The 14442-nt window shown below is 56.5% G+C and carries 15 protein-coding genes and 1 pseudogene; 9 read left to right on the top strand and 7 right to left on the bottom strand.

Annotated features, from left to right (window positions below; translation table 11 throughout):
• The first annotated feature begins 242 nt into the window (after positions 1–242).
• From EOHIBHHM_RS20685 to EOHIBHHM_RS20675, 3 genes are all read left to right on the top strand, one after another.
• A complete protein-coding gene (locus EOHIBHHM_RS20685; RefSeq protein ID WP_497257843.1) occupies positions 243–602 on the top strand; it encodes a MarR family transcriptional regulator in 360 nt (119 codons plus the stop codon).
• Positions 602–940, top strand: coding sequence for a type II toxin-antitoxin system PemK/MazF family toxin (locus EOHIBHHM_RS20680; RefSeq protein ID WP_497257841.1), 339 nt, complete (start codon positions 602–604; stop codon positions 938–940). The genes EOHIBHHM_RS20685 and EOHIBHHM_RS20680 overlap by 1 nt, the downstream gene beginning before the upstream one ends.
• Positions 941–1118: 178 nt before the next feature.
• Positions 1119–2078: a transcription initiation factor IIB gene (locus EOHIBHHM_RS20675; protein WP_497257839.1), complete on the top strand. Its 960-nt coding sequence runs from the start codon at positions 1119–1121 to the stop codon at positions 2076–2078.
• Positions 2079–2570: 492 nt separating this feature from the next.
• Here EOHIBHHM_RS20675 and EOHIBHHM_RS20670 read toward each other — a convergent pair whose 3' ends face one another.
• Positions 2571–3344, bottom strand: coding sequence for a helix-turn-helix domain-containing protein (locus EOHIBHHM_RS20670; protein ID WP_497257837.1), 774 nt, complete (start codon positions 3342–3344; stop codon positions 2571–2573).
• A 624-nt stretch (positions 3345–3968) separates the two neighbouring features.
• Between EOHIBHHM_RS20670 and EOHIBHHM_RS20665 the strand changes: the two genes are divergently transcribed.
• Both EOHIBHHM_RS20665 and EOHIBHHM_RS20660 read left to right on the top strand, forming a co-directional pair.
• A complete protein-coding gene (locus EOHIBHHM_RS20665; protein WP_497257835.1) occupies positions 3969–4274 on the top strand; it encodes an SUI1 family translation initiation factor in 306 nt (101 codons plus the stop codon).
• A gap of 623 nt (positions 4275–4897) precedes the next feature.
• Complete coding sequence (locus EOHIBHHM_RS20660) at positions 4898–5845, top strand: transcription initiation factor IIB (RefSeq protein WP_497257834.1); 948 nt, start codon at positions 4898–4900, stop codon at positions 5843–5845.
• A gap of 62 nt (positions 5846–5907) precedes the next feature.
• Here EOHIBHHM_RS20660 and EOHIBHHM_RS20655 read toward each other — a convergent pair whose 3' ends face one another.
• On the bottom strand, positions 5908–6126 hold the full coding sequence (locus EOHIBHHM_RS20655; RefSeq protein ID WP_497257832.1) for a hypothetical protein: 219 nt from the start codon (positions 6124–6126) through the stop codon (positions 5908–5910).
• Positions 6127–6485: 359 nt separating this feature from the next.
• Here EOHIBHHM_RS20655 and EOHIBHHM_RS20650 point away from each other — a divergent pair, with 359 nt between their 5' ends.
• Entirely contained in the window at positions 6486–6857 is a 372-nt protein-coding gene (locus EOHIBHHM_RS20650; RefSeq protein WP_497257830.1) for a TRAM domain-containing protein, read from the top strand.
• A gap of 342 nt (positions 6858–7199) precedes the next feature.
• Here EOHIBHHM_RS20650 and EOHIBHHM_RS20645 read toward each other — a convergent pair whose 3' ends face one another.
• The 3 genes from EOHIBHHM_RS20645 to EOHIBHHM_RS20635 all read right to left on the bottom strand — a co-directional run bounded on the left by EOHIBHHM_RS20645 (position 7200) and on the right by EOHIBHHM_RS20635 (position 9008).
• A complete protein-coding gene (locus EOHIBHHM_RS20645) occupies positions 7200–7958 on the bottom strand; it encodes a proteasome assembly chaperone family protein (protein ID WP_497257828.1) in 759 nt (252 codons plus the stop codon).
• 325 nt (positions 7959–8283) lie between these two features.
• Positions 8284–8616 (bottom strand): cupin domain-containing protein, encoded by a 333-nt coding sequence (locus tag EOHIBHHM_RS20640; protein ID WP_497257826.1) that lies wholly within the window; start codon positions 8614–8616, stop codon positions 8284–8286.
• A 65-nt stretch (positions 8617–8681) separates the two neighbouring features.
• The gene (locus EOHIBHHM_RS20635) at positions 8682–9008 is read right to left on the bottom strand and encodes a CGCGG family putative rSAM-modified RiPP protein (protein ID WP_497257824.1); all 327 of its coding nucleotides are present in this window, start codon (positions 9006–9008) and stop codon (positions 8682–8684) included.
• A gap of 755 nt (positions 9009–9763) precedes the next feature.
• On the opposite strand from EOHIBHHM_RS20635, the gene EOHIBHHM_RS20630 reads away from it, so the two are divergent.
• The gene (locus EOHIBHHM_RS20630) at positions 9764–9961 is read left to right on the top strand and encodes a NosD domain-containing protein (protein WP_497257847.1); all 198 of its coding nucleotides are present in this window, start codon (positions 9764–9766) and stop codon (positions 9959–9961) included.
• A gap of 84 nt (positions 9962–10045) precedes the next feature.
• Here the strand turns inward: EOHIBHHM_RS20630 and EOHIBHHM_RS20625 are convergent, their stop codons facing one another.
• Positions 10046–10363, bottom strand: a complete 318-nt coding sequence (locus tag EOHIBHHM_RS20625; RefSeq protein ID WP_497257823.1) for a DUF7577 domain-containing protein — start codon at positions 10361–10363, stop codon at positions 10046–10048.
• 542 nt (positions 10364–10905) lie between these two features.
• Between EOHIBHHM_RS20625 and EOHIBHHM_RS20620 the strand changes: the two genes are divergently transcribed.
• The gene (locus EOHIBHHM_RS20620; protein ID WP_497257821.1) at positions 10906–11880 is read left to right on the top strand and encodes a polysaccharide deacetylase family protein; all 975 of its coding nucleotides are present in this window, start codon (positions 10906–10908) and stop codon (positions 11878–11880) included.
• Positions 11881–11933: 53 nt separating this feature from the next.
• Here EOHIBHHM_RS20620 and EOHIBHHM_RS20615 read toward each other — a convergent pair.
• A pseudogene (locus EOHIBHHM_RS20615) lies at positions 11934–12752 on the bottom strand (glycosyltransferase family 2 protein); the annotation flags it as partial.
• Positions 12753–13015: 263 nt separating this feature from the next.
• Between EOHIBHHM_RS20615 and EOHIBHHM_RS20610 the strand changes: the two are divergent.
• A complete protein-coding gene (locus EOHIBHHM_RS20610) occupies positions 13016–14344 on the top strand; it encodes a permease (RefSeq protein ID WP_497257819.1) in 1329 nt (442 codons plus the stop codon).
• Positions 14345–14442: the final 98 nt, after the last annotated feature.

Genomic DNA, 14442 nt, shown 5'->3' with positions numbered 1-14442 from the left:
GTTCGATGTTGAATTAATACATAGCTTCACCGCCACTCGGGGGGTACCTCCGGAGTCGGCTTCTTGCAGCCCGGCGTTGCGGGTCAGGGGACCAGCCCCCTCCTTCCGTCCGCTCTGTACAGACTGGAACCTGCACGCCGCTGCTCGGGTCCTTTCGGTGGTTGGGTGGGATTTGGCGCAGAAGAGTAGCGAACATAGGGAACAGCACAAACAGTTTAACAAAGGAACACCAAGTTACGATTATGGGCGCTGATAGTATCGATATTCGCCGGTTCGAGGAGGCTGACTCTGACGAGTTCGCTTCTAAGACAGATACTGAGAAGATTGTCGAGTTCCTTGCGACACACAGTGACCAGGCGTGGAAGGCGAAGGTCATCGCTGAGCGAGCGGGGGTCAACCCTGACTCGGTGAGTACGCTTCTTAGCCGACTCAAGAGCCGTGGCCTTGTTCGCCACAAGGAGCCTTACTGGGCCATTACTGACGATCGAGACCGACTGTATGATGCGCATCGACTGCACGCCACGACAAAGCGGCTTGATGAACGATATGGTGAAGAAGACCCAGACGAGTGGACTACGGAAGCCAGCGAGGAGCTGGAGTAGTGGTGCTTGAGCAAGGCGCGATTATTTGGGCTGCTGATCCGTTCAAAGACGATAATGAGGGTCGTCCTTGGCTCATCATCGGGAATTCCGAAGTCCCGTTTCACGGCGACCAGTACATCTGTCTCGCACTCACGTCGAAGACGTACCACGACGAAGCACTCCCACTTCGCGAAGATGACTACGACGACGCGCCCCTGTCGATGCAGTCACACATCATGCCGTGGTCGGTTGCGACCATTGAGAGGAAAGACATCGAACGCTATGTCACGGCTGTTAGGAGCCAACCGCTTGAGACAGCACTTGAGCGGCTGATAGGTTACATCGATGTTGAGGACTGAGTAGCCGTTAACCTCTCCTTCGCCATGACGATCGCTCAGAACACTGGAAGTGGTGGTGTGTGCGATGGTCGATGATCGTTGGGTTCGGTGTATGGGATGAACACTTTCCCGAGATGCAGTCCGACTCGCCAATTCTGTCGGCCCAGCCCTTTTGTTTCGGGCGATTGAATCAGTGTCAATGGTCAACTCTTCGCCACAGCGTACTACCACATCCGAAGCAGAGGAGACAGCGACTGATCAACAGTCAGCAACACAGACCTGTCCGGAGTGCGAATCGGAGGCAATTATTCAGGACGGCGACGAACTGCTGTGTGAGGACTGTGGGCTCGTCCTTGACGAGCAAGCGATCGACCATGGGCCGGAATGGCGGGCGTTCAACGCCAGCGAGCGGGACTCGAAATCTCGCGTTGGGGCGCCAACCACCCAGACGATGCATGACAAGGGGTTAACGACGAGCATTGACTGGAAGAACAAAGACGCCTACGGGAATTCACTCTCCTCGAAAAAGCGCAAGCAGATGAGCCGACTGCGGACGTGGCAAGAGCGCGTCCGCACGAAAGACGCTGGTGAGCGAAACCTCCAGTTCGCGCTGTCGGAGATGGACCGGATGGCCTCTGCACTCGGTGCCCCACGGTCAACACGTGAGGTCGCTTCTGTCATCTATCGGCGTGCCCTCAACGAGGACTTGATCCGTGGGCGGTCGATCGAGGGGGTCGTGACGGCCTGCCTGTATGCGGCCTGCCGTCAGGAAGGGATTCCACGCAGTCTCGATGAAGTAGCCGACGTCTCGCGGGTTCCTTACAAAGAGATTGCACGCACCTATCGGTATGTCGCCCAAGAATTGAGCTTGGAGATGCGGCCCGTCGACCCGAAAGATTTCGTGCCGCGATTTGCCTCCGAGTTGGACGTGCCTGAAGAAGTCGAACAGAAAGCAAACGAAATCATCGACAGCTCGGCTGAGCAAGGACTCCTTTCCGGAAAGTCACCAACCGGGTTTGCGGCCGCAGCACTCTACGCAGCAGGACTTCTCTGTAACAAGAAGCGGACACAACAAGAAGTGGCTGACGTAGCACAAGTGACAGAAGTAACGATACGGAATCGCTACCAAGAGCAGATTGAAGCGATGGGGATTCACTAAGTCTCCGTGTTACTCAGCTTGCATCCGGGGCGTCACCAAGCACGAGTCCTGCCTGCTCTACGGCATCTTCGACTGACGATGGAAAGAGTTCTGGAGGCCATTCGTCGTCGAACTCGAGTTCCAATGTATAGCCACAGACAGCGACCCGGGTGCAGGTCACTCCGTGATCAGTATCTGTTCGGAACCAGTATTGGAAGAGTCGACCAGAATCGTCGGTACCAGTCAGCTGCACCGCAGCAGAGTCATCAGTGTTGGCAGACTGTAATGTGACGATCCGAAGATCGCCTGCTGGTGTGACGAGTCGCGAGTCACACTGTGGACACTGCCCTTGATGTGCGCCCTTGCCAAGGTACCAATAGGCGTGTCCACAGTCGTAACACGACAGTGGCGCACCAGTCTCGGTGTCCGACACACTGTTCACCATATTCGTTTTTCGCCTTCGACGCACCTGAGTGCTTGGTTGGTGTGTACCGAGGATGCGAGACGTTTCGCTTAGACGTTGAGCTCGAGTTCGTCGGGTTCGACGTAGTCTTCGACTTCGGTCCCAAGTGCATCGTCAACGAACTGTCGTGCCAGCCATGCCTCAGCACGGGTGAGTCGGTACTGGAGTGTGGAGTTCGGTATGTCGAGTTTCTCCGATATCTTTTGGACGGTGTTCTCTCGAGGTGTCTGGTAGTACCCGTGCTCAACTGCCGCTTCTAAAGCCGCCTGTTGCTCTGGTGGGAGTTCGCCCGAGTCTCGGTCGTCGTCGAACCAGCACTTCGGTTCGCTGAGCCGTTGGACGCTGAGCGAGAGACCGTCACTCAGCCCCTCGCTGACCTCTTCATAGATTGCACCGACAGTATCGTCGTCGTCGATGAGGAGTCGCCACTGGTACTGTGCCCCGCGGCGTTCGGCCTGCATCAACAGACCATCGCCGATATGTTTGGCTGCAACGTAGGGAATCGACTGGACTCCGTCACCTTCCTTCCGGCAGGAGTAGACGATGCGGCTGTCGGCGGTACTGGAGAGAATCTCGTAGTTCCATTCGACGACAGGTGCACCACACATCCCAATCACCTCGTTACAGAGTGTGACGTTGTCGACGACGGCGTCGAACTCTTCGAGGGCCTCGGTTGGTCCAGTGATTCGATCAAGTCGCCACATCGAGTCAGCCGTCGCGTGGACGGCCATGGTTTTTGCGTGCAGGTCTGGATTCTCGATAAAGAGGTCCATGACCTCGTCGGCGCCCTTCTCGTATTCAACCGTGAAGACGAACTCTCGCATACTACTGTCCCTCTCAGTGACCGGCAAACATCCATCTTTGGAATGTACCAAACAGAAGGTCACAGCAAGACACACTCGTTGTCTTCTGGGACCCGTACTTTCGGAACTGACGAGCATCGTTTCGCACGCGATGGTTGCAGTGCTAGGCCAACGCGGTGACTCCATGAAAAGAAGACGTCTGTTTTCAGTCGATTCGATAGCGGCTAGTCGGTGACTGAACTTGAAGCGTCGACTCGGTAACTCGGATTCGTCCGATGAAACGGCCGATGAAGTCATCGTCGCCGTCTGTTGACGGTCGAACGACCAACTGACGAGCGTCAGTAGGAGACCATCGAGGACGAACACCGTAATGATGCTCCACGTCGAGTCGCTAGCAGTGAACTTGAATGCGGCAAAGACGACCGCTTGGAGGGCAAATAGGCCGACGAGCGTTTGAACCGCCCTGAAGCGATCAGAGAGCCGCCCGCCACCGAGGTTACCGTCGCCGTTCGAGAGAGTCGTATGAGTTCGAAACCACTGCCACGCAGTATCGCACACGTCGGCGTCGCACGACTCAAGTAATCTCGTTCGGAGTTGGCACATACCGAACAGGGGCTCATACTGATTCGGGGCCTACTCAGACGTGTGGCAAAGGACACACTCAGCGACATTACCGGCTTGCCAGATGATCTCGGTATCGGTGACGACTTAACGCGTTCTGAGCAGCGCGTCTCGATTCGCGTCGACAGCCGTCGGTACGGAAAGCCCATGACGGTTGTCGAGGGACTCAATCTCCCGATCGACGAAGTGGAGTCTCTTGCGTCGACGCTGAAGAGTACACTTGCCGTCGGTGGAACCACCACTGACGAGGGTGAAATCGAACTCCAAGGCAAACACGACCGTCGTCTCGTCAACGCACTAAAAAACGAAGGCTTCGACGTCGAGATCTAAAGGATACAGCGAGAGTTCCACGGGTCACCTGACCCGTGGGTGAATCGCGTACGCTCTCGCCCTAATCCACAGTTTCAAGCGCTAAAACACCGTAGCTCGAAGTGGAACCCCACCGTTAACGACCTCGCAAAATCCGACTGCAACAAAGTCGGTGAGCCGGGTGGTGTCGAGCCGACGTAAAGCGGCTGACCTCCACGGACACGGTTCCTACGGCTCGATAGAAGACCTCTATTGGGGTAGGACTCACGAGCGTGTTCGGGTGTATATTGGTTCCACGCGAGCCTCACGGCAAGTGCGGAGGGAATTAAAGTTCGGTGCCATCACATTCCACGGTCTTCGTGGAAGTGACCAGAGATGAACGCCACGGGTCACCCGACCCGTGGTACTTTACGCGAGCCGTCCGAGATAACTCGTTAGGAGCCTCGTCTCGCTGCTCCCGTTCTTAGCCATCTGCTTTCAGCTTGGCCTGTCTTGATCGAGTGCCTTCCGCCCCTCACGCTTGTCGCGAACTGTCACGCCGATTTGGGACATTCCAAACGGAGTTCAAAGGGGGTTCGGCTCCACTGTATCGATACTCAATGCCAGAGACGACACCATTGGCGTGGCGAACTACTTCGAGCGAGATGAAGCGCAGTTCTCGGGAGAGGAATGCACAGCAAGCAGATGACTCAGATGCTGTGTCACTCGACGACGATGCAGTAGTCTACGACGAACAGCACGGCGAGTGGGTCAACGAGGAGACTGGAGAGGTCGTCCGCGAAGACGAAATCGATCGCGGGCCAGAGTGGCGAGCGTTCGACTCGAAAGAAGGCGAGCAGAAGTCCCGTGTCGGTGCACCAACAACGACTCTGATGCACGACAAGGGGCTGTCGACGAACATCGACTGGCGGAATCGAGATGCCTACGGGAACTCACTTTCCACGCGTCAGCGCCAGAAGATGCAACGGCTCCGCACGTGGAACGAGCGATTCCGTACCCGAGACTCAAAAGAGCGGAATCTCAAGCACGCACTCGGTGAAATCGAGCGAATGGGCTCAGCGCTCGGCCTTCCAGACACGGTTCGTGAAACAGCGAGCGTCATCTATCGACGGGCACTTGCCGAGGACCTACTCCCTGGTCGCTCTATCGAGGGTGTTGCAACAGCTGCACTCTATGCTGCTGCGAGGCAAGGAAACGTCCCACGGTCGCTCGACGAGATACGACAAGTTTCGCGTGTAGAGAAACGGGAGTTCACCCGAGCGTATCGATACATCGTTCGCGAGCTTAATCTCACTGTCCAGCCTGCAGACCCGGCGCAGTATCTTCCTCGGTTTCTCTCAGAGCTTAACGTCAATGACGCTGTCGAACGCCATGCTCGAACGCTACTCGAAGATGGAAAGCGAGAGGGCGTTCACAGTGGCAAGAGTCCAGTTGGACTTGCTGCTGCGGCGATTTACGCTGGGGGATTACTCGCCAACGCAGAGTTGACGCAAGACGAGGTAAGTGACGTAGCCGACATCAGTGCAGTGACGATTCGGAACCGGTACCGGGAACTGCTCAACGCCAGCCAAGGCCAGCAGCGTGCCACGTAAGCGGTATCGTTGCATAATCGCTCTGCAGAGCGCTATTTCTCAACGCGAACACGTCGCGGCCGTCACTTCGTAATCCGGAGGCCGGTGCCGGTCTCGTAGAGATACCCCTTCAACAGCAGCTGTTCGAGGAGCGCTTCGGCCTCGGAGTGCTCGGCGTCGCCGGCACTGATCCAGTCGATCGCTGTGTCACGTGTGAATGGCTCGTCTGTTGCAACCGCTTGTTCGATCTGCTCGAAGGCTGTTTGTTGTGTTGGGGTCAACCGGTTTGCGGAATGCCGCATTGAGAGTTCGTTGCGTCGCTGTGAAGGTGATTGTTGGGGTGTGTAACTGCGCGAACTGTCGAGACAGCGTTTGGGACACCCGCACCACCCTGAGAATCATTTCGGAGTTCTTTGTCGTCCTCGTGGGAGCCGTCGGTTAATTTTCAAGTCGCTTGTTTACCGTTGGGTGCTCGAACGTCGGCGTGATGCTGATTAACCAACACACTCGACCTTGTTGGTTAATGAGCTGCGAATAGCCCGCTCGAATGGTAGTTCGCGACGCGAGCGACCCAGACCATTATACAGTGGTCTCTCGAAGCACGACCACTATACCGATGGTCGAGATTCCTGACTCACTGCAGTGTCTATGTACTGCGTCTGTGACCGAACGAGCGGGGTCGTACCGTATCGAGATTCCACGCGCAGAAGTCGAACAGAGTGGCCTCGACGTCGGCGAGCACTGTCGTGTTGGCGTGCTCACGCACACCGCCGCGTCGTCGCCAAGTGAGTCCCCCGACGCCACCACCACCCCGAACGAGGTACCACAGAAGCAGCACGGGGCGCCCGTCGACGAGGGTGAGGTCCGTGAGGTCACGATCGAGACGCTCGGCGAGCAAGGCGACGGCATCGCGAAGGTCGAACGCGGCTACGTCGTCATCGTTGACGGCGGTCAGCCTGGCGAGACAGTAGAGATCGAGGTGCAGACGGTTCGTGAGAACGTCGCCTTCGCCGAGATCGTCGCCGACTTGTAGTGGTAAGAGCCCAGCAGAACGATCAGTGTTTACTGTGTCGGCCGCTCGCGGCCCGAACTCATACCTCTCTCGAGAGTAGGTGTAGCGATATGGGAAAACTTACCAGTTCGGGCTCGACGCACCGCCTCGTTGTACTGAGCCTGTTGTCGATAATAACTGGTGGAGCGGGGTTTTGGCTCTGGCGCAGGCAGGCACCACTCGCACAATGGTATCGAGAACACACTGAACAGCGGTTTAGCTAGTGAGACTCACCACGATCTTCCAGCCCGTTACGAAGAGGCTTTTCGGCTGGATTTCACCGTCCTCCAAGGTAGCAGTCCCCGACTGTAGTCGTGGGAAAAGTCACTGATACATACCGACTTGTGAGGAATCGGGTTGTGGATGCTGTTGTTGTTCGACCAGCTGTTGGTATTGACTGGCGATCTGCTGTAGCTGTTGTCGAATCTGTGTGGCTTGCTCTTCGAGTGGGGACGTGTCGATGTCGAACTCCACAAGTGGTTCGAGCGCGTGTTCGATCACGGATTGGGCAGCCCCAGGATCAGGCAGATACGGGTCTGTCTGTACCAGTAATACAACGGCCGGGACATCGTTGTGGTAACAGTCGTTAGCGAGGGCTCCAGTGATGCCGCCGACGAGACCCGCCTCTTCGGCCAACTCGATGCCCGCATTCTGGACCTCTGTTTCGAGTTCCGCCGTCGTCGCAATAGCTGTGACAGTGCCGAGGTCTGCCTCCCGCTGGGCAGGCACACCGGCTAAGAAAATCGCTCGCTCGAACTCACCAGCCAGTTGTTCGTGAACACACCGACTCAGTGGTTTGTACGCCGTTGGGGGGAGTGCAAGGTCGCTCTGTAGTGTCATCACTGGAGGGGTGGTGCCACCATACACTCGGACCGTATCTCGGGCGCGTCCATTCTGATACGAGAGCACCGGTGGAAACTCCTCGGAGACGAGATTCCCGTGGTGCCGGAGTCCAAGTTGCTTCGTGATCTGGTCGACAGCGATTGCCGCGACCAACCCATACCCGGGAAATCCTTCAATGAGGGTGGGTGATTCCGCGTCGAGGTCGGTGAACGAGTCAAATGTGACAGTACAGTCTTCCATCGGTAGTTCCTCAGTGACTCTTCAACGGAGAGATACAAAGTGGTATTCGCGTCGCGACCAACGGCGAGTTCTTCGATCGGGAGTTCCAAGGCATCATCTTGCGCGCCGTACGAGAGGTAGTGTCGGGGTTCCCATGGCCGCTCGTACAGAGGAGTTCGTTGCGCAACTAGCTACTGAGGGGTGTGTTAGTGATTCATTGTGGCTCAGAGTGTCACGACCGCCGAAAAAAAGCGCCCGTCGTGATCGAAAGACCACGAGTTCTCTGCGTGCGTCGGTGGACGCACAAAGGGATGTGATGGACCATCCGGTATCAATCGGTTCGTTGCTACTCGTTGTCGAGAGTTTTTTCGTTCGGCGTCTCTCGTTTCGCAGCGAGAACGAGCAATGCGGTACAGTCCGTCTTCGCAACCGGAGAGATGTCTTGCGCCCCATCGAAGTGAACTACATCCCCTTGATTCACGTGGTGTGGTTCTCCGTCGAGTTGGAGTTCGAGGGCACCAGAGATGAGATAGAGCACGATCTCTCGATCCGGATGAGCGTGTGGTTCAACGTGCTCCCCTTCCGAAAGGGTCAACCGGATCGTCTTCGGCTCCTCATCGGGAAACGCGTTTGCATGTGGTTTTCCTTCCAGTTTCTGTAGGGATTTGATATGTACCATGGTGTTCGAATTGGTTGGTGGATGGATTTACAGGTCGCAACCGCCGTTCGGTTCGTTTGTGGGCGTTATTCGACGTGAGCGCGCACGACGTGGCCGCCACAGCCACACTGTTCGATGTACTCCCAGCGAACGTCCGCCCCCCCGAACCGGTCGCCGAGCGCGTCGTAGAGATACGTCTCTGGATGGCCGTGTGCCTCGTGAGTAACGAGATTGACGTGGTGGCCGCTTGTCGTGTGTTCGATGGCCTCAATCGCTTGTCGTTCGAGTAAGGCGCGATCGTCTGCGTACTGCGGCTTCTCGAGATTCGCCGACCACGAGTTATCGTGCGTGCGGTCAGTGACCGGTTCCGTGTCACCGTGACCATGGTCGTGATCGTGAGAGTCAGTTACCATACACGTCTGTAGGTTCGCTGTGAGCAAAAGAAGGGGGGTCGCGAATCTCTCCGAGACGATATCACTGGACACAGAGAAGATTTACTGCGGAGGGTCGAGACGAAGAGCCGACCACCAGGGGAGTGGCTGGCAGCCGGCGGTGGTGCAGCGGTTCACGACCGACGAGAAAAGCGCCAGTCGTGTTGTGATTCCAGGGCCGAGAGACCTGGTGTGCGTCATCCGACGCACAGATGGACGTGATGGGCTGTGCGTTATCAATCTGTTCTTTGCATACCTGGGGTACTCTCCCTACAATCAGAGAGAAGTTGCTAGCGCAAAACCGATACCAAATGAACGGATTTCGCTCACAAAATAAAACAAAATAAGAAATTATATCGAAGAAAATTCACCCGTAGTCTATCAGCAGCATCATCGGCGCTCGTTGCAGGGTGTATGGGTGGCAGTTCGGATACTGACGAGACCGCAACCACGACAACCGAGACGACTGCCCATCAGACCGAGACAACTGAGACATCGACACCTGAGTCGTCGCAGTCAGACGACCCCGGATCACCGCAACCGATGGAACCAAGCGCTGCAGCGTTCGAAGATCTCTCGTTCTGGCAGGCGCACACGAATGTGAACCTCACTGCCGACAAAGAGACGGTCTACACTGGTAGCCAGTCTGCACGCGTTGAGAACTCTAGTGGAACGATCGTCTGGGAGTTCCCGGTGCCAGTTGATTTGTCCACCAAGGACGCACCTTTGATGGGCACATACGGGATGTCCGTGCTGTCAACAACGGATATGGGATCTCGTTTGCAGACACCGATCTCGTCGTACTCCGAAAGAGCATTATTTCAAACAATTTACTCGGGACCGTCTCAGATGCTGCCAGCACTCTGCTCGTGTGGAACAATACCATCACCGAGAATAGTCGCGACGTCTATCGATCCTCATCACGGCAGGCGTAACTCTCGAAACGGATGTGAGTCTGGTCACACTGAGGTCGTCATTCTCTGTCCTTCTGCCCTGCTCGCTTGGAAAAACACAGGCAGTCATCTATATCGGGACAAATCAGCAATGCAGTGACGACAAAACCGATAGTCCGGCTCATTCACCGTGTGACAGACTGGACACACTACGGCCCACTGGAGTGACGAGGGCGCGATTACGGACTCCTCGAGCGGAGATCTGGATTGAGGTCGTGGACCAGCTGATGTCGCGGAGCTGTGCTGTCGATTACGAATTGAGTACAGTACGAGCACACTAAGCAGACATAGCACGAGAGCGAGGGTCGTCACGTAGATCGGGGATGGATTCGGCAACAAAGACCGAATCCAAGAGGGCGTCCCGAGAACGACCACCAATACCATGGATAGACCCTTGTAAGCCAGATAGATAACTCTCCGCCCTGGCTGTAAATCGTGAGACACCGACTCGGAGCATCGAGCCATTGTTTTCTTCACATGCAGTGGTAGCACGGAGTCTCCTTCCGCAAGACTGGGGAGCCCTCTGCTGGCATTTGAAAAGGCTGGTAAGTGTCGCTTACTAGCACCAGTCTCATATATCTCCAGAGCGAATTTACCAACGAAGCGTAATGAATGATTCATCGACCCGACGCAGTGTCCTCGCATCGCTTGGTGCCGTCGGCGTGACTGGTGTCGCCGGGTGCTTGGGAGACCCCGGTCAAACCGAACCGAATACCACGCCAACGAATACGACCACGGCAACCACTTCAGCGACCTCGAGCGGAAATACGACCGAGACATCCACACAACAAGACCAGCCATTCACCCGTGGCGAACTCCTCGACGACTTCGAGGATATCGGGACGAAAGACGCGCGTTGGGGAACGATTGGCGGGACAATCAAAGCCGACACGGAAGATGTGTATGCGGGCACCCAGTCGGTCCACATGACCAACAAAAACGGGGACGTCGCTGGGATCTACAAATCGTTCTCGGAGGGGCTTGATCTTCGCAAGCACGACCTGTCGATCGCCGTCAAACTCGAAAAACCAGTGCGGGGGAAGATTGCTGCTGAGTTCATCGCCCCGGCACGCAGCGATATGCTCACGAGCAAGCGCTTCATCCCCAAGGAACTCAATGACTGGGTCCGTATCGATCTGGGGTACACCGGGAAAACCGGCGAGCCGGTAATGAAAGCGATTCAAGAGCTTCAGCTGATGGTCTTGACCCCAGAGGGCGAGCCGATCGACGTGCACATTGACGACCTCCGAAAGATCCCCAAGCCTGACAAAGGGAAGGTCATTTTGCAGTTCGACGACGCTGTCACCTCTCAGTACGAGGTTGCGTTCAAGGAACTGCAGAAACGCGGCTGGCCGGGCGGGGTCGCTGTGATTCCTGACGCCATCAACAGCCAAGGCAATCTGACGACTGGGCAGATGCGTGAGATGCGCGATGCTGGCTGGGACATGATGGCTCATCCGCAGGCCCCAGAGCCGTTGCCGGCGTACTCGAAAGCGAAACAACAGCGGATCATCCAGCAAGCGTACAACTACCTCGACCTCAAGGGGTTCCCAGAAGGTGCGCGTCACTTTGTCGCCCCCTACAACCGAGTGAGCAAGACGACACTGGAGATCGTCGAGCAGTACCACGAGACGGGGTTCATGTTCGGTGCCTGCCCGAACAACGCCCAGCAACCGAGTAACATGCACGCCATCTCGCGAATCATGGGGAAGGACCCACAGGGGACACGCCGCATCCTGAACCTCGCTGAAGAGTTCAACCAACTGGCGGTCGTCACCTGGCACTCGATCGGTGACGGTGAGGATTACGAGACGTCGGTTGACGACTTCATGAACGTCTTAGATCACCTCGAACAGAAAGACGTCGACGTGATTGCCCCCTCGGGGCTCATCGACGGCTAAGGGATTCCTCTCGCGAGGGTGTTGCTTTGCTCCGCATTTGTGATTAGTGGGCACTGTTGGAGGATCTCCTCGAGCGACGGCGGCGCTTCGTTACTCGTCGAGAGTGCAAAATCGATGTCGAACTGTTGAGCGGTTGCCCAGATGAATGCTGTATCCTCGACGAGTGTCTCACGATTCCACGTGACCTCATTTTCGAGTGTGGTCCGGACTGCGATACCGCCACCCCACGCGAACAGAGGGATCTGCAATCGGGCGAAGGCCCGCTGTTCGATCTGGACCCCCCATGCGATAGACGTCCGCAAGATACGTGAGCAGCGACCCGGTTCGGCGTGGCCGTTCGCAGAGTTGCACCACGTCGGCATCAGGCAGACCATCGAACTGTTCGATAACGCTGTCCTCATCGAGATAGAGGACGAACTCCCGGTCACACTCGAGGGTCTGTCGTGCCCATTCGATTGCTCGCCCCTTCTGGACAGCCTCGGACCCGAACTCCTCAGGGACGACGTGGTCCTCGGCGCCGTCGATATCGATCGGAGCTTCAGCGATCACGTGTCTATCGGTCAGTTCGGCAGGCAGCGAGTCAACCGTCTCCTGGACGACATCGGCGGCGTCGATCGTCATAATTCGGACCTGAATCTCGTCACCTCCGTACGCGGGCGCCGGTGGTTCGTAGCCCGCACCAAGGACGTAACTGAGCGCAACCCACAGGAGTGCTGACACAGCAAACAGCGCGGTTGTTACCCACAAGACCATCACTAAGAGCTGTTCGTACGGGATCGAGAGCCTGGCGAACTGTCCAGGGAGCGCGACGGCGGCAGCCGAGACGAGCAGGACGCCCCGACGAGCAAGGTTGCAATGCGTTCGACGTTCATCAATCATCCCTCAGACGGTAATATCACAAAAGCAGACTCTACCGTTTACCGCCCTTTGTTTCGTTCACCCCGTTCAGAACGGTTTAGCCGGGTGAATACCCTGTTTCAGAGTAGCACGCGACAGTTCTGCTGTTGTCAGCTATGAATCCCTTTGGACTCCAAAGATGAGTCCGTTATCAGGCTTATGAACGAATCGTAGAAACGTATCGAGCAACACTTCTGTAGCCATAACCGGGTTAGGTGGTAAGTCCCAACAACGAGGTATGGAGAAGAAGGAATATGCGATACTGACGGTCATTGCACTCGCGACAGTTGGTATCGGCGTATTCACGACGAGTAAACCACTGTCGACGTTTTTCGTCGAAAGTACCCGCCAGTTCGTGACGACGACCGTCGCGATGGCATGGATCACGTGGTGGGCGCTCGTCCTCGGGTTCGCGATCGCCGGTGGCGTCGAAGCATGGACGTCCAACGAGCAGGTCGCGGATTTGCTGAACGGCCACGGACTCCGTGAGATTGGGTACGGTTCCCTGTTCGGATTCGTCTCCTCGTCGTGCTCCTACAGTGCTATCGCGACGGCGAAGAACCTGTTCAAGAAAGGTGGCTCTGCTGCGGCCACCATTGGGGCGTTCATGTTCGCTTCGACGAACCTCGTCATTGAGATTGGTGCCGTCATCTGGATTCTGCTTGGGTGGCAGTTTCTGCTCGCAGACATCATCGGCGGGTTCATCCTCATCGGTTTGATGGCGTTCGGCTTCGTCTACCTCGTCCCTGACAAGGTAGTTGAAGAAGCCCGACAGAACGTCCTTGACGAGGGGACCTCGGCCGTGCAAGACCCGGTCTGTGGGATGGAAGTAAACCCAGATGAGACAGAGTACTCCATCGAACACGACGGCCAGACGTACTACTTCTGCTCGCAATCCTGTAAGGACAGCTTCGACCCTGAAGAGGCCAACACGACGATTCGAGAGCAAGCGACGTCGCTCTCGGGATGGAAAGCACTGGCTGACAAGCAGTGGAAAGAATGGGGGATGCTCTGGGACGAAATCGCCATCGGGTTCATTTTCGCTGGACTCATCGCGGGGTTCATTCCCGAACAGGTCTGGACGTCAGTGTTCTCCGGACCCACATTCGGTCTCCCGGTGTACGTCTTCTGGACCGCGGTGCTGGGTGCGATTATCGGGATCGCCACGTTCGTCTGCTCGGTCGGGAACGTCCCGTTTGGAGCCGTCCTCTTCTCGAACGGTTTGCCGTTTGGGTCGGTGCTCTCGTACATCTACGCAGACCTCATCGTCCCCCCGATTATGGACGCCTATCGTGAGTACTACGGAACGAAGTTCGCAGCCATCCTCTCGGGGATGATCTTCGTCTCTGCAGTTCTCACCGGCGTCGTCATCCACTTTATCTTCCTCGGGGCGGGAGTCATCCCGGATCCGTCGAGCGTCCAGATTGCAGAGGTGAAGATTGAGATGAACTACAAGATGGTACTGAACGTCCTTGCCACTGGGTTCTTCCTATTCCTCTACTGGCTCCATCGCTCGGAGACAGTCGGAGACGAGAAACACGGGAGACACGCACACACATCTGACTGACGATCTGATACACTAGACTATCTCGGTTCGCGACTGTCACTATCGGCGAGCACAGGACGAGAGCCGAGAAAAAACGGTGAGTACGAATTAGACGGGGT

Source organism: Halogranum roseipondis, from assembly GCF_059695585.1.
Note: the sequence above shows the minus strand (reverse complement) of the source record. Positions and strands in the feature narration are given on the sequence as shown.